The organism is Pseudomonas sp. V98_8 (genome assembly GCF_029967975.1).
GTDB classification, from domain to species: domain Bacteria; phylum Pseudomonadota; class Gammaproteobacteria; order Pseudomonadales; family Pseudomonadaceae; genus Aquipseudomonas; species Aquipseudomonas umsongensis.
This window is the reverse complement of record NZ_JASCAE010000058.1, coordinates 1-23,147: the sequence shown is the minus strand read 5'-3', so window position 1 is coordinate 23,147 and position 23,147 is coordinate 1. Positions and strand designations below refer to the sequence as shown.

Sequence of the window (23,147 nt, the reverse complement as noted above, 5' to 3'; positions counted from 1 at the left end):
AAAACCATGGGAAATCGACGTTTGGCAAACTGGTTGACTGGCGCGGCCGCTGTAATGCTGGCTGGCATGAGCGCGGCGCAGGCACAACCGATCAGGTTCGCGGTCGCCGCCGAACCCTATCCGCCGTACACCGAGAAGCAGGCCAACGGCGAGTGGAAAGGTTTTGAAGTGGACCTGATCCACAAGCTGTGCAGCGAAATGAAAGCCGAGTGCGAGATCAAGGAAGTGGCATGGGACGGGATTATTCCGTCGTTGCTGGCGAAGAAAATCGACGTGATCTTTTCCTCGATGTCGGTGACCGAAGAACGGGAAAAACAGATCGCTTTCAGCAAGGCCTACTACGACTCCGTGGTGGCGGTTGTCGGACCGAAGGACGCTGTCGTCAAGAAATACCCGGACGACCTCAAGGGCAAGACCATCGGCGTGCAGAACTCCACGGTCAGCGCCAGCTACCTGAAGACCTACTACGAAAAAATCGCCGACGTGAAGTATTACGACACCCAGGACTCGGTCAACGCCGACCTGATCGCCGGTCGCCTCGACCTGATGATGGCCGACGGCACCGCCATGGCGGCCTTCGTCAAGACCCCGGATGCCAGCAAGAGCAACCTGGATTACCTCGGCGCCGTGCCATACGACCCGATCTTCGGCAAGGGCGTGGGCGCAGGCCTGCGCAAGGACGACACCGAGCTCAAGGCCAAACTCGACAAAGCCATCCAGGAACTGCTGGCGAGCAAGGATTATGACGACCTGTCCCAAAGCTACTTCGGCACGAGCGTGAAGCCGGCGTTCTGATAGCCAGATCTGTACACAGATCCTGTGTGGGAGCGGGCTTGCTCGCGAAGGCGGTGTGGCGGTCGACATCATCGCTAAATGGCATACCGCTTTCGCGAGCAAGCCCGCTCCCACAGGGGCAAGTGGCGCCTTCAAGGAAACTGACTGGAGAGCAACATGCCTGCAATGTTCGATTTGATCGGTTTCAGCGAGCAAGGATGGGGGGCGGCGCTGCTCAGGGGCTTATGGATGACCCTGCAGATATCCGCCGGGGCCTTTGTGCTCGGGCTGGCCATCGGCCTGGTCGTGGCCTGCCTCAAGTTGGGCGGGCCAAGACCGATTGCCGCGCTGGCGCGCGGTTACACCACCTTGTTCCGCGCGGTTCCGGAACTGCTGCTGATCCTGTTGCTTTATTACGTCGGCTCCATGCTGCTCAACGCACTGATGGCAGCGCTGGGTTACGGCGCGGTGAACGTCAGCGGCCCCTTGGCGGCGATCGTGGTGCTGGGCCTGGTGCAGGGCGCCTATGCCTCGGAGATTTTTCGCGCGGCGATCCAGGCCATTCCTTTCGGCCAGATCGAAGCGGCAAAAGCCTTCGGGCTGCACGGCTTCGCTTTGTTCCGCCGCGTCACGCTGCCGATCATGGCGCCCTATGCGATGGCGGGGATGGCCAACCTGTGGATCAACCTGATCAAGGACAGCGCCCTGATCAGCGTGGTCGGTACCAACGAACTGTTGTACACCGCCCGGCAAGGCGCGGGCTCGACGCGTCATTACCTGTTGTTCTACCTCACGGCCGCGGCGCTGTATTACGCGGTAACGCTGGCTTCCAACTACCTGTCGGGACGGCTCGAGCGACGTATTCGTCGCTGGATGCCACTTGTCGACTGAACCGGCAGGGAGAATGAAATGATTCCAACGTGGATAGTTGAATACGCATCGCTGTTGGCCCGCGGGCTACAAACGACCCTTTTGATCCTGTTGATTGCCAGCGTGTTCGGTTTTTTCCTGGCGGTGCTGGTAGCGCTGGCCAGGATCTCCAGGAACAAGGTCATCGCCAAGCTCAGTCTGTTTTATACCAGCGTGACCCGCGGCACCCCCTTGCTGATCCAGATCTACATTTTCTACTACGGCCTGGGCAGTCTGTTTGCGCAGTTTCCATTGATTCGCGGCAGTTTCCTCTGGCCATACTTGCGTGATGGTTACTGGTACATCGTGTTCGCCCTGGTGGTGTCGGTGGGGGCCTATGTCGGCGAAGTGATCCGCGGTGGCTTGCTGGCGGTGCCCAAAGGCGAAATGGAAGCGGCTTCGGCGTTCGGCATGACCCCGCGCCAGGCCCTGTTGCGGGTGCGGTTGCCCCGGGCGCTGCGCTTGCTGTTGCCGACGCTGGCTGGGGAAACCGTGATGCTGCTCAAATCCACGGCCCTGGCCTCGACCATCGCCGTGATCGATCTGTTGGGCGCGGCCAACGTGGTGCGCGCGCAAACCCTGCAGGTGTATGAGCCGTTGCTGCTGGTGGCCGGTGTCTACGTGTGCCTGACGTTCCTGATCGAGGCGCTTTTCGCCTTCGCCGAGCGTCGTGGCACCCCGGTTCGCAGGTCTGCATGATGAAGAGCACGCCATTGGTTGACCGCTCCTTGCAAGGCATCGGCCTGTGCACATTGGGCTACGCGTTCCTGTCCTTGCAGGATGCCGGTATCAAGTGGCTGGTGGCCGATTATTCGGTGTTCACCATTCTGTTCTGGCGCGCCCTGGTGGTGGTGCTCGCCTGTTTGCTGCTCGGCCGTTTGCAACTGGTTCGGCGTGCCTGGCGTTCGTCCAGCCGGCGGCTGCTGGTGGTGCGCGGCTTGCTGTCGATCGCTGCCTGGCTGCTGTATTACACGGCGGCCCGCGACCTGACCCTGGCGGAGATGACCACCCTGTATTTCTCGGCACCGATCATGGTCACGGTGCTGGCGACGGCGATTCTCAAGGAGCGCGTCAACGGTTGGCAGTGGTTCACCCTGATCATCGGGTTCATCGGCGTGGTGATTGCTTGTCGCCCCAGCGACATGGGCGATCCGCTGCCGATAGTCCTGACCCTGTTGGCAGCGATGTGCTGGGCGTTCACCTATATCCAGTTGCGCCAGGTGGATGAGCAGACCTCGGTGCTCGAACAGATGTTGATCACCAACGTGGTGTTCGTCATCTGTATGGCGCTGGCGTTGCCCTGGACCCACACGCCAGCACCTGTTCCAGCCTGGCTGGGCATGCTCGGTGCGGGACTGATGGGCGGCATCGGCCAGTTCCTGCTGTTCGCCAGTTTCCAGCGTGCCACCGCGACCGTGCTGGCGCCGTTCGAGTACACCGGGCTGATCTGGGCGTTCCTGCTGTCGAGCCTTATCTGGGGCACGCTGATGGATGTGTCGTTGATGATCGGCGCCGGGTTGATCGCGGTCAGCGGCACCCTGGCGATGATTTTCGGCCGGCACCCGTCGCAGGAGGTCGTCGGTGCCGAATGCTCGGTGTCGCAGCCTCTCTATCCCGAAGCGGCCGAGGGCAAGCCCGATGGCGGCCGAGCGAGTGTCGTGGATCAATGACAGGAGGACTGGCTTATGGCGCAGGATGTTTCGTTCGAGGTTCGCAACAACAATGGTGAACCGGTACAGGTCGGTGCCTGGCGTTTCGAGGGCGGCCGCGGTGGGCCCAAGGTGCACTTGCAGGCCGGGGTACATGCCGATGAAATCGCCGGCATGCTGGTCCTGCACCTGTTGATGCAACGCCTTCAGGTGGCCGAGTCCCAGGGCCGCCTCAACGGCAGCGTGACCGTGGTACCACAGGCCAACCCGCTGGGTATCGGTCAGTTTCGCCAGGGGCGGATCCTGGGACGTTTTCACGATGCCAGCGGTCAGAACTTCAACCGTGGCTTCGATCGGTCGGCCACGATGCCGCGGCCTTCGACCAATGTCCAGGAGTGGCAACAGAAGCTGGTGCAACTGGCGGCACCGGCGGATGTGATGCTGGACCTGCACACCGATGACGAAGCGCTGCCCTACCTGTACGTGCACCGCAGTTTCTGGCCCCGTGGCCGTGCACTGGCGGCGGCGCTGCGGATGGACCTGGCGATCATCTGGGATGACGGTGGCGACGGTTCGTTCGAGGAAACGATTATTGCGCCATGGCTGCGCGACGACACGACTGGGCAGCGCATGGCCGCGACCCTGGAGCTGCGAGGGCAGGGTGACGTCAGCGACCGTTTTGCCGAGCAGGATGCACAGGGGCTTTACGCCTGGCTTTGTGGCCAAGGCATCATCGACGATGCGCTGGCGCCCGCCGACTGGCCCGTCGAGGCCGTGGAGATGGGCCACATGGAGACCATTGTCGCGCCGCAGCCCGGGGTGCTGATCTTCGAGAAGGAACTGGGCGATCGGGTCGAGCAGGGACAGCGCTTTGCACGAATCCTGCGTCGCCCGGGCGACCCGTCCTCCGAAGTGGTGCTGTATGCCGAGCAGACCGGACGCCTGGTCACACGCTACCGCGATCGTTTGATCGCCCGGGGCATGGGGGTGGCGAAGTTCACTGGCAGTCGCCTTTCGCGGCACTGGAACGGCGGGTTGCTGGATCCCAACTGAGGCGCAACGGCGGCAGTGGCCGATCACCGGTGTGCATGTTGAACGCCGGTTGACGATATCTGACAACCGTCCGTCGCTGGACTACGCTGCGATACGTACCCCTGTCCAGAACCCAGTGACGTAAGGAACGGATGCATGCGCAGCTGGTTGCTCACCCCATTGATCGTCATTGTCGCGATGTGCTGGACGGTACTGCTACGAGCCGAGGACGCGCCCCCGCCGCTGGAGGCGCAACCGGCGCCTGCGGAATTGAAAATTGCCAATCGCAGCATCATCGTCTTTCGTGGTGCATTACTCGGTGAAGCGCCGCAGACCCGGGTCAAACGGGCCAGGACAGCGATTAACGAAGCACTGGATGATGCGGACGACCTGGGTGTCACCCTTGATGGCATCCAGGGTAGTTACCTGGTGCTGCTGGGTTCCAAGCGCGCGTTTATCGTTTCCCCCAAGGATGTCGATACCACCGAGTTCGAATCAGTCAGGCAGGCGGCTGAAAGTGCTGCTGGCAAACTGCGCCAAGTGGTGGCCGAAACCCAGGAAGCCCGTAGCCTGCACTTGATTCTCAAATCGCTGGCGGGTGCCGCGCTGGCTACCGGTATCTATGTTGTGTTGCTCTGGGGCATGGCGTACCTGCGCCGTCGCTTGCTGAAAAAGCTGCCGGACCTGATGCACCGGCACACCCAGGCGTTGAAAGTCGGACGGGTGCAGGTGATCGATGCCAACTACCTGTATCCGCTGGTCAGCCGCCTGCTGGGGATATTGCGCTGGCTGGTCGTCTTGCTGCTGACCTACGAATGGCTGGGTTTTGTCCTGTCCCGCTTTCCCTACACCCGGCCTTGGGGCGAAAGCCTCAACAACTACCTGTTGGAAGTCGCCGGTTATTTATTCCAGGGCATCGTCGGCGCCATACCCGGACTGGGCGTGGCGTTGGCGATCTTTTTCATTGCCCGCGGCACCACGGTCTTCGCCCGTCGGATCCTAAGGCGCATGGCCACCCCCGGCACCTTCAGCTGGTTGAACCAGGAAACCCTGCAACCGACCCAACGCCTGACGTCGCTGGCCATCTGGCTGTTTGCCCTGGCCATGGCCTATCCCTACCTGCCGGGCGCCGGCACTGAAGCCTTCAAGGGTTTGTCGGTGCTGATCGGCCTGATGATTTCCCTGGGCGCTACCAGCGTGGTCGGGCAGGCGGCGTCCGGGTTGATCCTGACCTACACGCGCACCTTGCGCCCCGGCGAGTTCGTGCGCATTGGCGAATACGAAGGCACGGTGACGGAGCTGGGCATGTTTACCACGCGCATTCGCACCGGCCTTGGGGAAGTACTGACCCTGCCCAATTCAATGATTACTGCCACCGTCACCAAGAACTATTCGCGCACCGTGCAGGGCCCGGGTTATGTGGTCGACACCGTGGTGACCATCGGCTACGACACGCCGTGGCGTCAGGTCGAAGCCATGCTGCTGGAAGCGGCCAGGCGCACCCCCGGGGTCCTCGAGGAACCGCCGCCGCAGGTGTTCCAGACCGCCCTGTCGGATTTCTATCCCGAGTATCGCCTCGTGGCCCAGGCCATCCCCAGCCAGCCACGCCCGCGCGCGGTGCTGTTGAGCATGTTGCACGCCAACATCCAGGACGTGTTCAACGAGTACGAGGTGCAAATCATGTCGCCGCACTACCTGGGTGATCCAGAGCAGGAGAAGAGGGTGCCCAAGGACCAGTGGTATACGGCACCGGCGCACAAAACCCGGTAAATCTGAGTTGAGCCACGGTTGGATACCCGCATGAAATTGACTAAACGCCACCATGCCTTCGCAGGCTTCATTCTCCTGGCCCTGGGCTTGATGGGCATGTCTGCGCTGTTGCTGCTCAAGTCCGAAACACAGCGTCGGGAAACGCGCTTCGCCGAATACGTGCAGAATATCTCCGGCATCGTGCGCAACCAGCTCGATACCAACGAAGCGGTATTGGCCGGCTTCTCGGCATTTCTCCAGGCGGTCGACCAGAGCGACAACGAGGCGGCGGCGCGTTATGCCGCCGCGGTGATGTCCGCTTACCCGCATCTGTACATGCTCGAAGCGGCGCGCGCGGTGCCCCTGGCAGAGCAGTCGGCCTTCGAAGCAATGCTGCGTCGCACCTGGCGACCCGATTTCACGCTCAAGGATTTCCCCACCCTTACCCGGCAACCGGCACAGCACCAGGCCTTTTTGCGAGAGACCTGGCCGGTGTTGTTCATGTATCCGGTGCTTGCGCAGGCCAATGCGATCTACGGCGTCAGGCTGGAAACCGTCGACTATCTGTCATACGCGCTGGCCCGCACCTACAACAATCCCAAGCCAGTGGTATCACCGGTGTTCACCATGTACGAGGGCGGCGATGCGTTCATCCTGATGCAATCGGTCAGCCGGCCTGAACGGGTGCGCGAGAGCTCCCGGCCGAATTTCTTCGGCAGTACCATGGTCGCCTTGCTGTTGGTCAGGACGGGGTCTTTGCTGGATGCGGTGATCCATGCGAACGTGGACCCGCAAGTAAACATTCGCGCTGTGCTGCAGACCGCGGCGGGGACTGAAAGCCATGTCTTTGCGACCGGGCGCGGACAGGCCGGTTTTGTCGACCGTTTTTTCCTGCCGCTGCTTGAGGAGCAGGTCGAAATTCACAGTGCGTCCCAGCCCATGACCTTGCTGTTTGAACGACAGTTGCGTCTGGCAGACGTCCTGAGCGGACAGACCTTGCTGCTGCTGGTGCTACTGGGTGCCTCGTTCATACTAATTCCGTTGCTGCTGATCCGGCATTTCAAGGCACTGGAACGAGCGGAAGTCGAGCACCAGCGTTCAACCTACCTGGCCACCCACGATGTCCTCACCGATCTGCCCAACCGCTACCTGTTTGCCGATCGATTCGATCAGGCATTGACTCACTGGAAGCTCGACCGGGTTGCATTTGCCGTGTTGCTGATCGACCTGGATCATTTCAAGGACATCAATGACCATTTCGGCCATGAGGTCGGCGACCAGGTCCTGCGGGCGCTGGCCAGTCGCATGCTGGGGGCCACGCGCACCGGGGACACCGTTGCCCGCTATGGGGGCGATGAATTCGTGGTGCTGGTGACCGACCTGGACGACCCGGAAAATGCCGAGATCAAGGCATCGAAGATGCTCGAGGCGATCGGCCAGTCCATCATTACCAGCGCGGGCGAGATCTCACTCTCGTGCAGCATCGGCATTGCCTTGTGTCCGCTGCATGGGCAGACGCTCGATACCTTGCTCAAGGCTGCCGACCAGGCCATGTATGGAGTCAAGCAACTGGGGCGAAAAGGCATTGCGATGACCAAGGCCCTGTAGAAGCGAGCTTGCTCGCGAGGGTGGTCAACGATTACGCGTGCTTACTGGTTGAACGCGGCGCACTTGAGTCCATCGCGAGCATGCTCGCTCCTACAGAGGATTAAGGCCGTTTCCGCGGTCAACCACCAGACCACCACCTGAGCAAGCTAGCTCGCGATGGACGTCAATGAGGCCCCGGATAACCTGACTCACCCCGGTGACCGAGGGTTTTTCGTTGGAACGCCGCCCGGGGCAGGCACGTTCCTGCAGGAGTGCTGACTCTCGGATCAATGCCTGCACTCCGACAACACCACCTGGCAGGTACTGGGTGTGCCGCCGGAGCGACCGGCATAGCGGATGCAGTTGTTCAGGGATTTCTGCCGCGCGATGCTCAAGGTCGAGCCCCAGGCGAGACCGCCTTCGCCAGCGGTAGGCAGTGCTTTGGCATAGCAGCTTGAGCCCATGTTCGAGGCTGAGTAACGGGCCGTGGCGGTCTTGCCTGAACATCCCGCTGTCAGCACCAGGTTGATGGCGATGAGGGAGGGCAGAACCCATGACGAGCATTGGCGCACTGTTATCGCGGTCATCGCGTTTCCCCTGCTCAAGCGGCTGTCGTGCCTGATTAGTCTAGTCGGCCTGGCCCTTGATGAGCGGGCCGCCGATCAACAGTCATGGTGCCCTTGTCGCATAAATTTGAAATGCACGGTGTAACTCGACAAAATCGCGCCCCCATGCGGCCAAAGGCGCCGCACGTTCGGGGTCAAAAGGGGCGGCAGTTGAACGAACAGACATTGTCCATGCGCCTTGAGCGCGTGGCGGCGCATGTGCCAGCCGGTGCGCGCCTGGCCGATATCGGCTCGGACCACGGCTACCTGCCGGTGGCGTTGATGCGCCGTGGCGTCATTGCGTCGGCAGTGGCCGGTGAAGTAGCGGTGACGCCGTTCCACGCGGCCGAACGCACGGTGCGCGAGAGCGGCCAGCACGCACGGATCAGCGTACGCCTGGCCAATGGCCTGGCGGCGATCGAGCCGCAGGACAAGATCACGGCGATCAGCGTCTGCGGCATGGGCGGCGAGACCATCCGCGACATTCTTGACAGTGGCAAGGCACGCCTGAGCGGCCAGGAACGCCTGATCCTGCAGCCCAACGGCGGCGAACAGCCACTTCGCCTATGGCTGATGGAAAATGGCTACCGCATCCTTTGTGAGGAAGTGCTGCGGGAAAATCGCTTTTATTACGAAATCATCGTCGCCGAGCGCGCCGAACCGATGGTGTATAGCGCCCGGGAACTGTACTTCGGTCCATTGCAGATGCAGGCCCGCAGCCCGGTGTTCCTGGCCAAGTGGCAGCGAATGCTGCACGTCAACCACAAGACCCTGGGCCATTTCGCGCGGGCGCGGCAGGCCGTGCCGGAGGAGAAGGTGCAGGACATCGCCCGGCAGGCCCGATGGATCACTGAACTGCTGGCTTAACCCCATCCGGGACTAGCAACCACGCAACTGCGCCGGACTCACGCCAAGACGCTGCCTGAAGGTGGTGGTCATGTGCGCCTGGGAGTTGAAACCGCAGGCGTGAGCAATGTCCGCCAGCCTCGCGGTCGAATCGCGCATCAGGGCACGCGCCTTGGCAAGGCGCCGGTCAATCAGGTAACTGTGCGGGCTTTGCCCCGTCGCCTGCTTGAACGCACGCATGAAATAGCCTTCGGACAACCCGAGCAATTGCGCCATTGCCTGCACACCCAGCGGGCCGTCAAGGCCGGCATCGATGAACTCATCGAGCAAGCGCATGCGGTTGGGCGTTAGCGAGCCTTGCAGCGGTGTCGACAAGCCTGGGTTCGTTGTGGCGCGTTCAGCCAGTGCGAGTGCCCAGGCCTCCCAATCGTCGGCCACCCCAGCCTGCAACAGCGCACCGCGCATGCGCAGGGCGAGGGCGGTCGCCTGGGGATCGATGCGGTTGTTGAAGGCCCGATCGCCGGATAGCGCCTTACCATCGGTGCGGATCACCCGCAGGTATTCACCGCCCGTTGGCGATTCAGACAATACGTCACACCCGGTGGGGACGAACGCCAGGCCGTTGGGCATGGCAATGAAGGGTTGTACCCGATCGCTGCCGATGGCGTGCAGGCCGCGCTGGCTGTCGAAGGCAAAGCCAATCGCCGACTGGTTCGCGACATATCGGGTCGCGTAGGCGCTGCCGGGAAGCAGTTCGATCGCCCATGGCCCGACCTCGATACGGCGCACCGGTTCAGGCGGGAATGGCGATTGCAGGCGGTTGAGAGGGTTCATACACCCCATAGTAATTAAGAAGGGGGCCGAAAGTCAGGTCGGTTTTCTGAAAGCCGGCAAAGGGCGTGCGTGGCTAGACTGGGCCAAACCCCTGGGAGCCTCCTCATGCACACACTGACTCGCGACGATATCGAACAAGCTGCTCGCCTGGTTTACCAGGTGATGCCTGCCACCGCGCAGTACCCTTGGCCCTTGCTGGCGGAACGCCTGGGTTGCACCGTGTGGGTCAAGCACGAAAACCACACGCCCACAGGTGCATTCAAGGTGCGTGGCGGCATTACCTTCATGCACTGGCTCAAGCGCACGCATCCGCACGTGCGGGGCATTGTCACGGCCACCCGCGGCAACCACGGCCAGAGCCTGGCGCTGGCGGCCAGCGCGCTGGGGTTGAAGTCACTGATTGTCGTGCCGCAAGGAAACTCGCTGGAAAAGAACAATGCCATGCGCGGTTTTGGCGGCGAAGTGGTCGAACATGGCCGTGATTTCGATGAGGCCCGCGAGGAAGCCGCACGCCTGGCACAGGTCCATGGCCTTTACCTGGTACCGCCATTCCACACCGAGCTGGTCAAAGGCGTGGCCACCTATGCGCTGGAACTGTTCAAGGCCGCGCCGGACCTGGATACCGTCTACGTGCCGATTGGTTGTGGCTCGGGGATTTGCGCAGTGATTGCCGCCCGCGATGCGTTGGGCCTGAAAACCCGAGTGGTGGGCGTGGTGTCCACCGAGGCGGCAGCCGCAAAGCTATCGTTTGAAGCAGGTTCGATATGTGAGACCGCCTCGGCCGATACTTTTGCCGACGGCCTGGCCGTGCGCAAGCCGATTGCCGAAGCCTTTGCCGTCTACGCGGCAGGTGCAGCGCGGATCGTGTCGGTCAACGAGGCGCAGATTGCCGAGGCCATGTGCATGTATTACACCGATACCCACAATCTCGCAGAAGGCGCAGGCGCCGCCGCCCTGGCAGCGCTCATCCAGGAGCGCGACGCAATGAGGGGCAAAAGGGTGGGGGTGATTCTGTCCGGTGGCAACGTCGACAGATCGGTGTATGCGCGCGTGATCGGCTGACAGGTTTACCCCTCCGTCAGAAACGGCGCACTCGACTATCATGAAATCAACCCCAATGGGCAGCGGGCGTGGCGGGACAAGGTAGCCGCCATGCCTACCCCCGCGCCATTGTCGATGAACTTCCAGGCATTGGCCGCCCATGAACCTTTCAGAGTTGATCTGGCCCCGGTTGCAAACGCTCACCAGGCAAGCGCTCAAGGAGCAAGAGGCCGGGCATCAGCAAGACAACACGAGTATCAGGGCGGCCAACTGGGACGTGGACACCGATGCGGCGCTTGAAGAAGCGCGACGGCTCGATGATGCCGAATCGGATCGACGAAAAACCGCAGACGCCAAAGCCAGCCTCTACCTGGCAGTCGTCACCGCGCTCGCACCGGTGTTAGCCGCTTTGCTTGCGAGTATCTGGAGCGACAAATCAACCATCGGCTACAGCATCGTCTCGTTGGCCATCTTCCTGGTGGCCACCTTGTATCTGTTTCGCGCAGGCATCTGGGCATTTGAAACGCTCAAGGTATCAGCCTCAAGCCGGGTCGACGCCAGTGACCTGGCGAGCCTGTGGTGCAAGACCGATCCCAAGCCCGAGCTGGTGGAGAAACTGTTGCTTGCCGTGAGGCACAACCACACCGGGACCCGTCGCAAGCTGTCCTGCATCAGGATGGCCCATGCCTTTCTGCTCAGGGCCTTCCTGTCGTTTATCCTGTTGCTGATCGTCCAGGTGGCGTGGGTACCTGTTTGTCAGTTGATTGCGTTGGGAATCTAAAACGATCCGTTGTGCCTGGTTGTTAAACGAGCGGCTGTTGTACCGATCATTCATCATTTCATTGGAACTCCCCCTCACACTGTCCCGTCATCAGAAGGGAGGGGGGCTGCGGGTGTTTCGTGGCGAACCCTGATAACGCTTTTCTTCACTCAGAAGGCGAGGGACGACATGAATACTACAGACAGCACGACAGATGACCGGTCAGGCAAACCCAATACCGCAACACCAGCCCCTGATTTTGAACACCTCAAGGAGAACGTGACAGAAGCGCTTGGCGGTGCGAGACAGCAGGTGGATGAGCAGTTTGGCCAGTACCGTGACACGGCAGCCGATCAGATCGAGGCCCTGGCCCAAGGGGCAAAATCTTTCGTTTCGGAACTTGAGGACAAGGACAAGCTTGGCATGTCCGACTACCTCGCAGACATGGCGGAGTCCATGAGCGGGCTGGCGGGGAATTTGCGCGGGAAAAGCGCGGAGCAGCTGCTCCACGACGCGGCCGATCTGGCGCGCAATAATCCGGGATTGTTCATTGCCGGCAGCATTGCGCTGGGCTTTGGCCTTTCGCGCTTTCTCAAGGCCGGCACCGCGCCTGCGGCGACAGTCAGCGATGGTGGCGATCCGGCGGCAGGTCGTTCAATGCCTCCATCAGGTGGTTTTGGCGCTCAACGACCTTACGAAACCTCCGTTGCGCCACGTCCCGATCACAACCCGGGTCTGGCAACCGGCATCACGCCGGCCTCGCCGAACGGACAGGATCATCCGTCAGATTTCGCGACGAATCCGACTCCCGGTTCCACGTCCTTTAAAGGAGCGCTGTGATGAACAGAGATAACCCAGATCTGCCGGGCGCAAGACCGGTGCCCGTGCCTGAGCCTGACGCTTCGGTGGTCGGGCTGTTGCGTCAGTTGACGCGCGAAGTGCCCTCGTTGTTCACCAAGGAACTGGCGTTGGCCAAGGCTGAGCTGTTAGCCAGCCTTACGACGCTCAAGGCTGGCATTGCCGGTGTCGCTGGCGGGGCGATTGTGCTGCTGGCGGGGTTCATCATTCTGCTGATGTCCGTGGTCTATGGCTTGAGCATGGTCATGGCACCGTGGCTGGCCGCACTGATCGTCGGTGTCGTGGTGATGATCGTCGGGTTCGCCATGCTGCAATCAGGGAAAAAACAGTTCGAACCGTCCCACTTGAAGCCTGATCGCACGCTGGATGCCTTGAACAAAGACCAGGAAGCGCTGCGTAGGAGAGTCTCATGAACAGTGAATTCGAAATCGAATCGCAAAAAAGCCCCGAGACCATCGAGCGTGAAATCGATGCGCAGCGTGCAAGCATTGGCAACATCGTCGATGCGCTGGAAAGCAAGTTCACCCCGGGTCAGGTCTTCGACCAGGCGTTGTCTTTCATGCAGAGCAACGGCACTACGTTCCTGAGTAACCTTGGCACCAGCGTGCGCAATAATCCGGTGCCTGCGGTGGTGACGTCGGTGGGGCTGTTATGGTTGATGATGAGCCAGAACCGTCCACCGACTCCTCGTCCTGTTTATCGAGCGCAACCACAGCAGAACAAGGTAGGGGAGTGGACCGATGGCCTGGCGGATGGCCTTGACGGTGCGCGCGAGCATTTGCACCAGACTGCCGACACCCTGAAGGAGGGTTACCAGACGGTCAAAGGCAAAGCGGCGCACTTGAGCGATAACCTGGGCGCTGCCAGCGAAAACATCAGCCATGCCGTGCACGATGCCAGCGATCGCCTGGTGCGCGGAACGCAACAGATGAGCAACCAGGTCAGCCAGTTGCTGAAGGAACAGCCGCTGATGATGGCCACTGCTGGCATCGCCTTGGGGGCCATGTTGGGGGCAGCATTCCCCTCGACAGCGACCGAGCAGCGCTACATGGGCAAGACCGCCGCAGGGTTGGCCGACAAGGTCAAGCAGCAGGCTCGGGAGGGGTTCGAAGCGGTGCGCGATACGGTGACTAAAACCACCGAGCACACCGATGCGGAGAAGCCCGAAGGGGATCGCCCCGTAGCCGGCAGCCAATCAGCCGATCTGTCTCGTGGGTTGGGTACGTCGTAAGGCATCAAGCGAAAGGCGGGAGGTCGAATCCTGGCCTCCCTTTTTTTTGGCTTTTTCCCGTGTAGGGGTGAGCATGCTCCGGGCGGCGTTCCGAGGGTGGTCTCAGATGCTCCGCGTTTATCCATGAGCCCCGCGTTATCGTTGACGTCCATCGCGAGCATGCTCGCTCCTGCAGGAATGCAAAGCGACAGCGGTTGAAATCGTGCCGGCAGGAAAAGTTTTAAGCGATTGAACAATGACCGACGACTGGTGTGAAGAGCGCCGGATTCATAACGCTAAATACCGCCCGTCGCGAGTCGTTAATCTTTTTTAAAATTTTTGCGAGGGCAGCTCCTTCAGATGACTGTGGGCGCCGCATTCGGTCAATTGCCGGATGGGTATCGACGCCTTTGAGACCTGAGGAGATTCATCATGTTCCTGCATAACAAACGACTTCAATACACCGTTCGCGTTGCCCAACCCAATCCCGGTCTGGCGAACCTTTTACTTGAGCAATTCGGTGGAGCACAGGGGGAATTGGCCGCCGCGTCCCGCTACTTCACCCAGGCGCTGGCCGAGGAAGATCCTGGCAGAAAGGATCTGCTGATGGACATTGCCACCGAAGAACTCAGTCACCTTGAGATCGTCGGCTCGATCATCGTCATGCTCAACAAGGGTGCCAAAGGCCGCGTGGCCGAAGGCGTGGAAGAGGAGGGCGAACTGTACCGCGCAATCAACGGCGCTGGTAACGACTCGCACATCACCTCCTTGCTGTACGGGGCCGGTGCGCCCCTGACCAACTCAGCCGGTGTGCCCTGGTCGGCAGCGTACGTCGATACCATCGGTGAGCCCACGGCGGACATGCGTTCCAACATCGCTGCCGAGGCGCGCGCCAAGATTGTTTACGAGCGACTGATGAACGTCACCGATGATCCCGGCGTGAAGGAGGCCCTGGGCTTTCTGATGACCCGCGAAATCGCCCATCAATTGTCCTTCGAAAAAGCCTTGCACTCGATCCAGCCTAACTTCCCTCAAGGCAAGCTGCCGGGCATGGCCGATTTCACCAACGTGTATTTCAACTTGTCCCAGGGCGAAGGCAGTACGCGTGGGCCGTGGAACCAGGGTGACGACTGGACTTACGTGGAAGATCCGCAGCCGGCAGTCGATGGCGGTGACGGTACAGCCAGTGTGGAGCTCAGTGCCGAGGAAGATTCATTGCTGATGGACCTGAAGGCCCGCACGATGTCCGACCCCGAAAGCGATCCAATAACGGGCGCCGATCTGGGTGCAGGTGTGCAGGGACGTGAGGAAGCCTGATGAAGTGCACCGCACGCCGTTCTGGCGTGCGGTGTTTTCATTGCAACGGATACAGGAGATCTCATGCCCGAACCGTCAGCTCCTGTCAGAGCATCGTGGTACAGCCCGATTAAAAGGGCTGGATGGACAAGCCTGGTTTTCTGGTCAACCCTCGTTGGGGTCGTCATCCTCCTGCTGATCAGTGGATTCAGCGCCTTCGACGGGCCCAACCGGGTCAACCTGCACTATGCGTTTCTAGGCGGTCTCGGCGGCTTTGCCGCGACTGCGCTCGGCGCCGTGATAGCGCTGGTCCTGCACGATATCTGCGCACGGACACAGGACACCATGCTGGGCTTTGCCGCGGGCATGATGCTCGCCGCCAGTTCTTTTTCTCTCATTCTCCCGGGGATCGCAGCGGCCCAGGCGATTTGCGATAACAAGCTGTTGGCGGCCTGTGTCGTCGTATCGGGGCTGGCTTTAGGGGTGGCGCTGATGATCGGTCTCGAACGGTTTGTGCCCCATGAGCATCTACAAAGTGGACGCAAGGGGCCTGAGGCCGAGCGCTTCAATCGAGTCTGGCTGTTTGTCCTGGCCATCACCTTGCATAACTTGCCTGAGGGCATGGCCATCGGCGTCAGCTTCGCCAATGGGGACATGAAGGTGGGATTGCCACTGACAACGGCGATTGCCATCCAGGATATCCCGGAAGGACTTGCCGTCGCGTTGGCGTTGCGCGTGACCGGGATCTCGGCACTGCGTGCCGTGGTGATTGCCGTTGGGTCAGGGCTGATGGAGCCGCTGGGCGCCGTGGCCGGTCTTGGCATCTCCACGACGTTCGCCTTGGGCTATCCCGTTGCCCTGGGGCTTGCCGCCGGCGCGATGATCTTTGTCGTCTCCCATGAGGTCATCCCCGAGACCCATCGCAATGGCCACCAGACGCCCGCGACGCTGGGGCTGATGCTGGGGTTTGGCGTAATGATGTTTCTCGATACCGCATTGGGCTGAACCAGAACGCCTGAAACATGGTCGGCGCCTCTTGTCGGTCCCCATGAACCTGCCTCGAACCGTGTTGATCCATTCAGAAATTACTCGGGAATTCCACTGCCATGAACGCCTTCACAAACCGACTGACGCCGGCACAGGAACGAAGATTGTGTGCATTGGACGCCTGGTACCAAGCACTCGATGACATTGCACTGCGCAAGGAATCTCCGGATGCCTATCACGAAGAACTGCTCAGACAATCAGATGAAATGGATCGCCTGCGCATTGTCAGCTGGCAAGAGTGGCGTGATCTGCGCAGAAAGGCCGACCTGGCCTTTCTGCGCGCAGTAGCGGGAGAGGATTATCACCCCGTGGGCCAGGTGAGCGATGGTGACGGGGCGGTTGATGACCAGGGGTGATTACAGGCGACAGTGTGAAAGGCGAGGGCACATCGATGAACAGACGGTTGAAGTTCGGAATTGAAGAGGAATACTTCATCACTGACGTGCACACCCGGCGAATGACCGATGAGCCTCCCGGCGCTTCGATCGAAGCGTGCCAGGAGGCGATGGGCAGTTGCTTTGCTTATGAAATGTTCCAGGGCCAGATCGAAGTAGCGTCCCCTATCTTCACCTGCATGCCGGAAGCCGAGAACTACCTTGTCTCTGCTCGCACACGTTTGCAGCGTACGCTGGAGCCCTACGGCCTTGGACTGCTCTGTGCGGGCAGCCATCCTTTGGCCGACTGGCGCACGCAGCAGGCCACCGGGCAAGATCATTTTCTCCAGCTGTTTGACGACTACCAACGGGTCGCCCGGCGCAGTGTGCTGTCGGGGCTGCACGTACATGTTGAGGTGCCGGGTCACCTTGATCGTATCCAGGTGATGAACGAAGTCTTGCCGTGGACGCCGCTGTTGTTGGCACTGAGCAGTTCTTCGCCCTTTTGGGACGGTGCCGACAGCGGCTTCATGAGCTATCGGCAAACGGCCTGTGACGAGTGGCCGAGGATGGGCATCCCGGAGTACTTCGAAGATGAGGCTGCCCATGACGCCTACGTCGCGCTGCTGATGCGTACCGGTGCCATCAGGCAGGCCAGTGAATGTTGGTGGGGAGTGCGTCCTGCGTCGCGCTATCCGACCCTGGAATTACGCATGACGGATGCCTGCCCGCGCCTGGAAGACACCTTGTGTATCGCCTCGTTTTTTCGACTGCTGGTGGCCTATGCGATTGATCAACCCCGGCCTGGGTCGGGCTATTCGCAAGAGTCCCGTTGGATCCTCAAGGAAAACCGGTGGCGCGCGAAACGGTCAGGCACGCAGGGGGCATTCATCGTCGAAGGGTACGACCGACCCTTCTCGGCCGAGCAGTGGCTTGTCCTGGCGCAGCAGATCCTGGGTGAAACAGCGCGGTCAATGCACGTGGAAAACGTCTTTGCCCAGGCCCGCCGGATCCTGCGCAACGGCACCAGTGCCGACCGACAGCGCAGCGTTTACCGGCGGGCCCTGTGCAGCACAGGCGATACCCACGCCGCACTGGTTGAGGTGGTGGATCAACTGCTGATGGAAACGTCGCAAGAGCCCTGCGTAGTTGATGACCTGCAACCAGCGGTCTGTGGGTCGTGAGCCAACATTAACGACACAAGGCGTTACCGGGAGGCGCCATGCCTATTGCCGACGACACTGTTGAATATCTGCGCGAGCACGCATTGCTGCTGACCACGGCGGAGTCGTGCACCGCCGGAAAAATCATCACCCTGCTTTCCGAGGTCGAAGGCAGTGGCGAGCTGATCGAGAGCGGCTATGTGGTCTACTCACCCGAAGCGAAGCAGCGACTGTTGAGGGTAAGTCCCGACACGATCGCAACGTTCAATCTGACCAGCTGTGAAGTGGCGCGGGAAATGGCTCTGGGAGCCTTGCACGACAGCACCGCGAATGTGGCTGTGTCGACGACAGGCATCCTTGGCCCTGATGACGTCGACGGGATTCCCGCTGGCACCATTTGTTTTGCCTGGGCTTATCAGACCGAACGGGGGCTGAGCATCTTCAGCCGGCAGCATCGGTTCATCGGTTCGCGTTGTGAGGTGCAGCGGTTGGCGGCAGACCACTCATTGAAGCTGCTGCCGCATTTTCATCAACGCGCGTTGGCCGGCGAGTGTGGGTAGGGACAGCCATGGGCGACAAAGCCGATTACCGGAGTTGTGATTGAGTTCTGCGTGCAACAAAAAAAACCGTAGGAGCTGGCTTGCCGCCCATGATGCTGGAGGTGCCTATCAGGTAGCCAGGACCGTGGCGCTGTCGTCGTCCACAGGCAACGCAATCTGGTTATCGTCAGGCGTCAGGATGACCTTGCGGCAATCGTCTTCCTTCTTGTCGAACATCTTGTACCCTTCGGCTGCCTGTTCCAGCGACAGTCGATGGCTGATGATAACCTCCGGGGCCAGGCGACCTGTCTCTATATGGTCCAGAAGCTCTGGCAGGTAACGCTGCACATGGGTCTGTCCCATCTTGAAGGTCAGCCCTTTATCGAAGGCATCGCCGAACAGGAAGCCATGGATGAACCCGGAATACACGCCTGGCACGCTCACGACCCCGCCACGCCTTACCGCGGCAATGCACTGGCGCAACGCTTTGCCACTGCTGCCTTCAAGCTTGAGGGTGGCCAGCACTGTCTCTGTGGTGCTGCCCTTGGCTTCGAATCCCACCGCATCCACCACGCCATCCACGCCGCGCATGCCTTTGGTTTGGCGAATGATAGTGTCTGCCGGGTCATCATCTTCATCGAAATTGATCGGTATCACGCCGTAGGTTTTCTGTGCGTAAGCCAGGCGATAGGGGTGGTGATCGACCATGAAAATCTGCTCGGCTCCGAGCATCCTGGCGCAGGCCGCACTCAACAACCCGACAGGGCCGGCGCCATAGATGGCGATGCTTGAACCGTTGCCGATACCGGTGTTCGTCACCGCCTGGTAGGCGGTGGGCAAAATGTCCGACAGGAACAGCACCTTCTCGTCCGACAGGGTGCCCGGCACCTTGAAAGGTCCGGTATTGGCTTTGGGAACACGCACATACTCCGCTTGCCCGCCAGGTATGCCGCCATACATGTGGCTGAAACCGAACAACGCGGCGCCGGACGGGATGGCTTTCTTGTTCAGGATCGCGCCACGCCCGGTGTTGGTGGTTTCACACGCGGCGAACAGATCCAACTGACAGAAGAAGCAGCTGCCGCAAGCGATAACGAAAGGGATCACCACACGGTCGCCTGGTTGCACGGCAGTGACTGCCGAGCCCGCTTCTTCGACGATTCCCATGAACTCATGACCGAAGATATCGCCATGCTCGACGGTCGGGATTTTCCCGCGATACAGGTGCAGGTCCGAACCGCAGATGGCCGTGGCCGTAACCCGAAGAATAATGTCGTCACTATCCTCGATCACAGGATCGGGGACAGTGTCGACTTTTACGCTATGCGCGCCGTGATAGGTGAGTGCTCTCATGACGTCCTGCCCCTCTCGTTACCTTGATGGTAAGTGGGAGAGGAGCAATGAGGGCGGTTAGTTCACCGAGATGATGGAAAGGCGTGACTAGCGGTCTCGAGGCTTGAGGCGCGTTTCGGAATCATTGGCGCCCGCAACAGTCAACCGACAAATACTGCATGGGTCAGGTGTCATGCCTATTTCCGCCCGCAACGCAGGCTGTCCGCTCTGGTTAGCAGTCGGTGGCCATCATGGACGCGTTTGATTCGGCGCTGACGGCTGCGCGTGCCCAGTTTGCGATCACCATCAGCTTTCATATTGTCCTGGCCGCGCTCACGATCGGCCTGGCCAACTTCCTGATGGCGCTTGAAGCGCTTTGGCTGTGGCGCAGGCAAACGATCTACCTGGACGTCTACCGCTACTGGCTGAAAGTGTTTGCCCTCACCGTGGCGGTGGGCACGGCGTCGGGGCTGATCCTGGAGTACCAGTTCGGGCTCAACTGGTCGCGGCTGTCGACCCAGGCGGGCGACATCCTCGGCCCGTTGATGTTCTACGAAGTGCTGGCGGCCTTTTTTCTGGAGGCAGGCTTTCTTGGCATCATGTTGTTCGGCATGAAGAAAGTCGGCCCGCGCCTGCATTTTTTTGCCACTTGCGCCGTCGCCATGGGATCGCTCCTCAGCGCCTTCTGGATCCTGTCGGCCAATTCCTGGATGCACACACCCGCCGGCTACGCCATTGGCGCCGATGGACGCTTCATCGCCCAGGATTGGTGGGCAATCATCTTCAATCCTTCCTTCCCTTATCGGTTTGCGCACATGACCTTGGCCGCGTTTCTTGGTACCGCGACACTACTGGCCGGTGTCAGTGCCTGGCAGTTGTTGCGTGCGCCGCAGAACCCGCGGGCGCGGCTGGTGTGGTCCATGGCGCTGTGGGCGATAGCGGTGCTCACCCCCGTGCAAATCGTCGCTGGAGACCTGCATGGCCTGCACAGTCTCAACGTGCAGCCACAGAAAGTCGCCGCCATCGAAGGCTCGTGGACTCGTCCGATTGAAGGGGCAGGGGAGCCGCTACGGCTGTTCGCCTTGCCGGACATGACAGAGCGGCGCAATCATTGGGAACTGGCAATTGCGCGCGTGGGGTCGCTGTACCTGCGGCATGACCTGAGTAGCACCATCGCCGCCCTCGACGAATTCCCGCCCCAGGACATCCCCCCTGTGCCCACGGTGTTCTTTGCTTTTCGCGTCATGGTCGGCCTGGGCCTGTTGATGTTAGGGCAGGGCGTGGCCAGCCTGGTCCTGCGTTGGCGAAATCGCCTGTATGCCACGCGCTGGATGTACAGGTGGTGTGTCGGGATGACCCCGGCTGGATTCCTGGCGATGTTGAGTGGCTGGACTGTGACCGAGGTTGGCCGCCAGCCGTTTACGGTTTATGGATTGTTGCGCACGGCCGACAGCCTGTCAGCGGTTTCCCGGGAACAGGTGGTAGGCGCGACATGGACAATCCTGGCGTTCTACCTGGTGATCTTTGGCGTGGGCCTGTGGGTGTTGCTGCGAGTGTTGCGTGAGCCGCCTCACGCGGGCGAGCCCGGCCCGCAGCCGACACTGGCCGATGAGACGGGTGAGTCCTGAGGGCATCGATCCATGCTGGACAATGACTGGGTAATAGTGCTTTCAGCCGCCGCCCTGGGATTTTCAGTGTTGAATTATGTGCTATTGGACGGCACTGATCTTGGCGTGGGTGTGTTGCTGGGCCTGACACGCGATAGTCAGCTTCGGCGTGCCATGGCCGTGACTATCCTGCCGATCTGGGATGCCAACGAAACCTGGCTGGTACTCGGTGGCGGTGGTTTGCTGGCGTTGTTTCCGCTGGCCTATGCGATCCTGCTGCCGGCGCTCTACCTGCCCTTTATCCTGATGTTCCTCGCACTGATCCTGCGAGCCGTAGCCCTGGAATTTCGCGATTACTCACCCAATGAGCGAATCAAGCGCGCGGTCGACGGCTTGTTGTTGGGCGGTTCGCTGCTGACGGGTGCCTGTCAGGGGATCGTATTGGGGACGCTTGTGCAGGGCATACCCAATGATGGCCGGCAGTACAGCGGCGACGGCTGGGAGTGGCTGGGTATTTTTCCGTTGTATTGCGGTGCAGTGCTGGTCGTTGGCTACACGTGGCTGGGTGCCTGTTGGCTTTACTGGCGTTCTGAAGAAGAACTGCAGCGGCGATCAGCTCGCCAGGCGCGGGCGTTGGCAAGCATGACGCTGGTGCTACTGGCCGTATTGGTGACCTGGACAGTGAACCTGGACGCTCGATATGCGTACCGGTTGGCAAATCCACTTGTCTGGCTGCCGGCTTCACTACTGCTCCTGGCATTGCTGTGCGGCTTCATTTCGGGTTTTCAAAGCCGCAGGGATTATTTGCCGCTGTTCGCTGCATTGGGCATCTTTGTTTTAGCCTTTGCATTGATGATTGCAGCGCTGTATCCACTGATTGTCCCGCCGCAGCTGACGTTGCAAGCGGCTGCTTCAAGTCCGACAAGCCAGGTGTTCATGTTGATCGGTTTCGCCGCGCTGATACCGGTGACGCTCATCTACAACACCTACGGCTTCAGTGTCTTCAGCGGCAAGGTGCGTGCCTTGGAGGGCGACAAACAACGTATGGGAGATTAGCCTGGCGGTCGGCGCATGGGGGTGAGCAGGGCAACAATCGCTTTGCCTGTCGCCTGCCCCCGATTTTCTGGCTGCCCAATGTGTCAGCGCAGTAAGAGTCCCGCGGCCCTGGCTCGCAAAGCCATTACCAGATTGGCTGGCATTTTTTTGATTTCTTCAGGCCAGAGCGCCAGATGCCCCCGAAATTCTCTCGATTCATCGTCGAATTTTGAAATATCAGCAAGCACGAAGCTGTATCGACTGAGGTAAGCCGCAGACAAATCATCGGCCAACGCCCGCGCAGGCTCGCCGGCCAACGCCAGGCACCATTGGGCAATTTCAACGATTCGTTCACTGGGTGTACGCGGCGCCACACCGTGCAGGAAGTTCAGGATGTATTGGTTGTAGAGCAGAGCGCCCTGCTCGGGCTCTTCCGTAGGGTTTCCGGGGCAATGTCGTCGTTCCCAGGGAAGCATGTAGACCATTTTGTCCAGCGCAGTCTGAAGAACATAATCCGACGGCTTAACCAATCGATGCATAATCTTCTCCGGATAAAAAAACGGTTTAGCTATGGTAGCTCATCCATGGAAGCCAATAGCCTGTATGAAGAAATTTGCGGAAAATATCCGTTGTTGCGGTAATGGCCGCTTAGGGTTTGGGCTGACGGCAACTTACTTTTCCAAATGGGGGAACGCCGGGCCAGTGAAAAACTGGGCAAAAGGCTCTTGGTTTGACGGGGTACCCAAATCCAGAGCTAAAGAGAGGCGGCCTTAAAGCCGACCTGACTGTTACGGGTGCACCTGATCCCTTGTGGGAGCGAGCCTGCTCGCGAAGGCGGCAGCACATTGATCGTTCCCACGCTCTGCGTGGGAATGCCGCCAGGGACGCTCCGCGTTCCGC

Annotated in this window: 24 protein-coding genes; 20 read left to right on the top strand and 4 right to left on the bottom strand. The window is 60.5% G+C overall.

Annotation, left to right across the window (positions count from 1 at the left end; all coding sequences use genetic code 11):
- Nucleotides 1-6: 6 nt before the first annotated feature.
- The 7 genes from QLG10_RS20100 to QLG10_RS20070 all read left to right on the top strand — a co-directional run bounded on the left by QLG10_RS20100 (nucleotide 7) and on the right by QLG10_RS20070 (nucleotide 7,721).
- Complete coding sequence (locus tag QLG10_RS20100; RefSeq protein ID WP_033042786.1) at nucleotides 7-795, top strand: transporter substrate-binding domain-containing protein; 789 nt, start codon at nucleotides 7-9, stop codon at nucleotides 793-795.
- Between the two features lie 156 nt (nucleotides 796-951).
- Nucleotides 952-1,665 (top strand): ABC transporter permease subunit, encoded by a 714-nt coding sequence (locus tag QLG10_RS20095; RefSeq protein WP_110747221.1) that lies wholly within the window; start codon nucleotides 952-954, stop codon nucleotides 1,663-1,665.
- An 18-nt stretch (nucleotides 1,666-1,683) separates the two neighbouring features.
- Nucleotides 1,684-2,382: an ABC transporter permease subunit gene (locus QLG10_RS20090; protein WP_033042791.1), complete on the top strand. Its 699-nt coding sequence runs from the start codon at nucleotides 1,684-1,686 to the stop codon at nucleotides 2,380-2,382.
- Entirely contained in the window at nucleotides 2,382-3,353 is a 972-nt protein-coding gene (locus QLG10_RS20085; RefSeq protein ID WP_050511611.1) for a DMT family transporter, read from the top strand. Before QLG10_RS20090 ends, QLG10_RS20085 begins: the two co-directional genes overlap by 1 nt.
- 15 nt (nucleotides 3,354-3,368) lie before the next feature.
- On the top strand, nucleotides 3,369-4,385 hold the full coding sequence (locus QLG10_RS20080) for a succinylglutamate desuccinylase/aspartoacylase family protein (RefSeq protein WP_248677480.1): 1,017 nt from the start codon (nucleotides 3,369-3,371) through the stop codon (nucleotides 4,383-4,385).
- 135 nt (nucleotides 4,386-4,520) lie between these two features.
- A complete protein-coding gene (locus QLG10_RS20075) occupies nucleotides 4,521-6,134 on the top strand; it encodes a mechanosensitive ion channel domain-containing protein (protein ID WP_248677481.1) in 1,614 nt (537 codons plus the stop codon).
- A 30-nt stretch (nucleotides 6,135-6,164) separates the two neighbouring features.
- Nucleotides 6,165-7,721 (top strand): sensor domain-containing diguanylate cyclase, encoded by a 1,557-nt coding sequence (locus QLG10_RS20070; protein ID WP_282487912.1) that lies wholly within the window; start codon nucleotides 6,165-6,167, stop codon nucleotides 7,719-7,721.
- A 266-nt stretch (nucleotides 7,722-7,987) separates the two neighbouring features.
- Here QLG10_RS20070 and QLG10_RS20065 read toward each other — a convergent pair whose 3' ends face one another.
- Nucleotides 7,988-8,287 (bottom strand): hypothetical protein, encoded by a 300-nt coding sequence (locus QLG10_RS20065; RefSeq protein ID WP_110747209.1) that lies wholly within the window; start codon nucleotides 8,285-8,287, stop codon nucleotides 7,988-7,990.
- 189 nt (nucleotides 8,288-8,476) lie between these two features.
- On the opposite strand from QLG10_RS20065, the gene QLG10_RS20060 reads away from it, so the two are divergent.
- Nucleotides 8,477-9,172, top strand: a complete 696-nt coding sequence (locus tag QLG10_RS20060) for a tRNA (adenine(22)-N(1))-methyltransferase TrmK (protein WP_282487911.1) — start codon at nucleotides 8,477-8,479, stop codon at nucleotides 9,170-9,172.
- Nucleotides 9,173-9,184: 12 nt separating this feature from the next.
- On the opposite strand, the gene QLG10_RS20055 is transcribed toward QLG10_RS20060, so the two are convergent.
- Nucleotides 9,185-9,994 (bottom strand): AraC family transcriptional regulator, encoded by an 810-nt coding sequence (locus QLG10_RS20055; protein WP_248677483.1) that lies wholly within the window; start codon nucleotides 9,992-9,994, stop codon nucleotides 9,185-9,187.
- Nucleotides 9,995-10,090: 96 nt separating this feature from the next.
- Between QLG10_RS20055 and QLG10_RS20050 the strand changes: the two genes are divergently transcribed.
- From QLG10_RS20050 to QLG10_RS20005, 10 genes are all read left to right on the top strand, one after another.
- Nucleotides 10,091-11,047: a threonine dehydratase gene (locus QLG10_RS20050; RefSeq protein ID WP_110747203.1), complete on the top strand. Its 957-nt coding sequence runs from the start codon at nucleotides 10,091-10,093 to the stop codon at nucleotides 11,045-11,047.
- Between the two features lie 139 nt (nucleotides 11,048-11,186).
- Nucleotides 11,187-11,807 carry a hypothetical protein gene (locus tag QLG10_RS20045; RefSeq protein WP_248677485.1) on the top strand — a complete coding sequence of 207 codons (621 nt, stop codon included), beginning with the start codon at nucleotides 11,187-11,189 and terminating at the stop codon, nucleotides 11,805-11,807.
- 168 nt (nucleotides 11,808-11,975) lie between these two features.
- A complete protein-coding gene (locus tag QLG10_RS20040; RefSeq protein ID WP_188263905.1) occupies nucleotides 11,976-12,626 on the top strand; it encodes a hypothetical protein in 651 nt (216 codons plus the stop codon).
- Nucleotides 12,626-13,057 (top strand): phage holin family protein, encoded by a 432-nt coding sequence (locus QLG10_RS20035; protein WP_248677486.1) that lies wholly within the window; start codon nucleotides 12,626-12,628, stop codon nucleotides 13,055-13,057. The genes QLG10_RS20040 and QLG10_RS20035 overlap by 1 nt, the downstream gene beginning before the upstream one ends.
- A complete protein-coding gene (locus tag QLG10_RS20030; protein ID WP_282487910.1) occupies nucleotides 13,054-13,875 on the top strand; it encodes a DUF3618 domain-containing protein in 822 nt (273 codons plus the stop codon). The genes QLG10_RS20035 and QLG10_RS20030 overlap by 4 nt, the downstream gene beginning before the upstream one ends.
- 411 nt (nucleotides 13,876-14,286) lie before the next feature.
- Nucleotides 14,287-15,171: a manganese catalase family protein gene (locus QLG10_RS20025; RefSeq protein WP_151142070.1), complete on the top strand. Its 885-nt coding sequence runs from the start codon at nucleotides 14,287-14,289 to the stop codon at nucleotides 15,169-15,171.
- A 63-nt stretch (nucleotides 15,172-15,234) separates the two neighbouring features.
- A complete protein-coding gene (locus QLG10_RS20020; RefSeq protein ID WP_282487909.1) occupies nucleotides 15,235-16,155 on the top strand; it encodes a ZIP family metal transporter in 921 nt (306 codons plus the stop codon).
- Between the two features lie 101 nt (nucleotides 16,156-16,256).
- Entirely contained in the window at nucleotides 16,257-16,553 is a 297-nt protein-coding gene (locus QLG10_RS20015) for a hypothetical protein (RefSeq protein WP_110747190.1), read from the top strand.
- 35 nt (nucleotides 16,554-16,588) lie between these two features.
- Entirely contained in the window at nucleotides 16,589-17,755 is a 1,167-nt protein-coding gene (locus tag QLG10_RS20010) for a carboxylate-amine ligase (RefSeq protein WP_188263902.1), read from the top strand.
- A gap of 38 nt (nucleotides 17,756-17,793) precedes the next feature.
- Nucleotides 17,794-18,294 carry a CinA family protein gene (locus tag QLG10_RS20005; protein WP_110747186.1) on the top strand — a complete coding sequence of 167 codons (501 nt, stop codon included), beginning with the start codon at nucleotides 17,794-17,796 and terminating at the stop codon, nucleotides 18,292-18,294.
- 108 nt (nucleotides 18,295-18,402) lie between these two features.
- On the opposite strand, the gene QLG10_RS20000 is transcribed toward QLG10_RS20005, so the two are convergent.
- Nucleotides 18,403-19,626: a zinc-dependent alcohol dehydrogenase gene (locus QLG10_RS20000; RefSeq protein WP_110747184.1), complete on the bottom strand. Its 1,224-nt coding sequence runs from the start codon at nucleotides 19,624-19,626 to the stop codon at nucleotides 18,403-18,405.
- A gap of 230 nt (nucleotides 19,627-19,856) precedes the next feature.
- On the opposite strand from QLG10_RS20000, the gene QLG10_RS19995 reads away from it, so the two are divergent.
- Both QLG10_RS19995 and cydB read left to right on the top strand, forming a co-directional pair.
- Nucleotides 19,857-21,233 carry a cytochrome ubiquinol oxidase subunit I gene (locus QLG10_RS19995; RefSeq protein ID WP_282487908.1) on the top strand — a complete coding sequence of 459 codons (1,377 nt, stop codon included), beginning with the start codon at nucleotides 19,857-19,859 and terminating at the stop codon, nucleotides 21,231-21,233.
- Between the two features lie 12 nt (nucleotides 21,234-21,245).
- Nucleotides 21,246-22,268, top strand: coding sequence for a cytochrome d ubiquinol oxidase subunit II (cydB, locus tag QLG10_RS19990; protein ID WP_282487907.1), 1,023 nt, complete (start codon nucleotides 21,246-21,248; stop codon nucleotides 22,266-22,268).
- Nucleotides 22,269-22,351: 83 nt separating this feature from the next.
- Here cydB and QLG10_RS19985 read toward each other — a convergent pair whose 3' ends face one another.
- The gene (locus QLG10_RS19985; RefSeq protein ID WP_020799224.1) at nucleotides 22,352-22,786 is read right to left on the bottom strand and encodes a hypothetical protein; all 435 of its coding nucleotides are present in this window, start codon (nucleotides 22,784-22,786) and stop codon (nucleotides 22,352-22,354) included.
- Nucleotides 22,787-23,147: the final 361 nt, after the last annotated feature.

Bases quoted from the DNA above. Each gene is read 5' to 3' on its own strand.
- QLG10_RS20040 (WP_188263905.1), top strand. From the start codon at position 11,976: ATGAATACTACAGACAGCACGACAGATGACCGGTCAGGCAAACCCAAT.
- QLG10_RS20030 (WP_282487910.1), top strand. From the start codon at position 13,054: ATGAACAGTGAATTCGAAATCGAATCGCAAAAAAGCCCCGAGACCATC.
- QLG10_RS20100 (WP_033042786.1), top strand. From the start codon at position 7: ATGGGAAATCGACGTTTGGCAAACTGGTTGACTGGCGCGGCCGCTGTA.
- QLG10_RS20095 (WP_110747221.1), top strand. From the start codon at position 952: ATGCCTGCAATGTTCGATTTGATCGGTTTCAGCGAGCAAGGATGGGGG.
- QLG10_RS19985 (WP_020799224.1), bottom strand. From the start codon at position 22,786: ATGCATCGATTGGTTAAGCCGTCGGATTATGTTCTTCAGACTGCGCTG.
- QLG10_RS20090 (WP_033042791.1), top strand. From the start codon at position 1,684: ATGATTCCAACGTGGATAGTTGAATACGCATCGCTGTTGGCCCGCGGG.
- cydB (WP_282487907.1), top strand. From the start codon at position 21,246: ATGCTGGACAATGACTGGGTAATAGTGCTTTCAGCCGCCGCCCTGGGA.
- QLG10_RS20050 (WP_110747203.1), top strand. From the start codon at position 10,091: ATGCACACACTGACTCGCGACGATATCGAACAAGCTGCTCGCCTGGTT.
- QLG10_RS20045 (WP_248677485.1), top strand. From the start codon at position 11,187: ATGAACCTTTCAGAGTTGATCTGGCCCCGGTTGCAAACGCTCACCAGG.
- QLG10_RS20065 (WP_110747209.1), bottom strand. From the start codon at position 8,287: ATGACCGCGATAACAGTGCGCCAATGCTCGTCATGGGTTCTGCCCTCC.
- QLG10_RS20070 (WP_282487912.1), top strand. From the start codon at position 6,165: ATGAAATTGACTAAACGCCACCATGCCTTCGCAGGCTTCATTCTCCTG.
- QLG10_RS20020 (WP_282487909.1), top strand. From the start codon at position 15,235: ATGCCCGAACCGTCAGCTCCTGTCAGAGCATCGTGGTACAGCCCGATT.
- QLG10_RS20035 (WP_248677486.1), top strand. From the start codon at position 12,626: ATGAACAGAGATAACCCAGATCTGCCGGGCGCAAGACCGGTGCCCGTG.
- QLG10_RS19995 (WP_282487908.1), top strand. From the start codon at position 19,857: ATGGACGCGTTTGATTCGGCGCTGACGGCTGCGCGTGCCCAGTTTGCG.
- QLG10_RS20055 (WP_248677483.1), bottom strand. From the start codon at position 9,994: ATGGGGTGTATGAACCCTCTCAACCGCCTGCAATCGCCATTCCCGCCT.
- QLG10_RS20085 (WP_050511611.1), top strand. From the start codon at position 2,382: ATGAAGAGCACGCCATTGGTTGACCGCTCCTTGCAAGGCATCGGCCTG.
- QLG10_RS20000 (WP_110747184.1), bottom strand. From the start codon at position 19,626: ATGAGAGCACTCACCTATCACGGCGCGCATAGCGTAAAAGTCGACACT.
- QLG10_RS20010 (WP_188263902.1), top strand. From the start codon at position 16,589: ATGAACAGACGGTTGAAGTTCGGAATTGAAGAGGAATACTTCATCACT.
- QLG10_RS20005 (WP_110747186.1), top strand. From the start codon at position 17,794: ATGCCTATTGCCGACGACACTGTTGAATATCTGCGCGAGCACGCATTG.
- QLG10_RS20075 (WP_248677481.1), top strand. From the start codon at position 4,521: ATGCGCAGCTGGTTGCTCACCCCATTGATCGTCATTGTCGCGATGTGC.
- QLG10_RS20015 (WP_110747190.1), top strand. From the start codon at position 16,257: ATGAACGCCTTCACAAACCGACTGACGCCGGCACAGGAACGAAGATTG.
- QLG10_RS20080 (WP_248677480.1), top strand. From the start codon at position 3,369: ATGGCGCAGGATGTTTCGTTCGAGGTTCGCAACAACAATGGTGAACCG.
- QLG10_RS20025 (WP_151142070.1), top strand. From the start codon at position 14,287: ATGTTCCTGCATAACAAACGACTTCAATACACCGTTCGCGTTGCCCAA.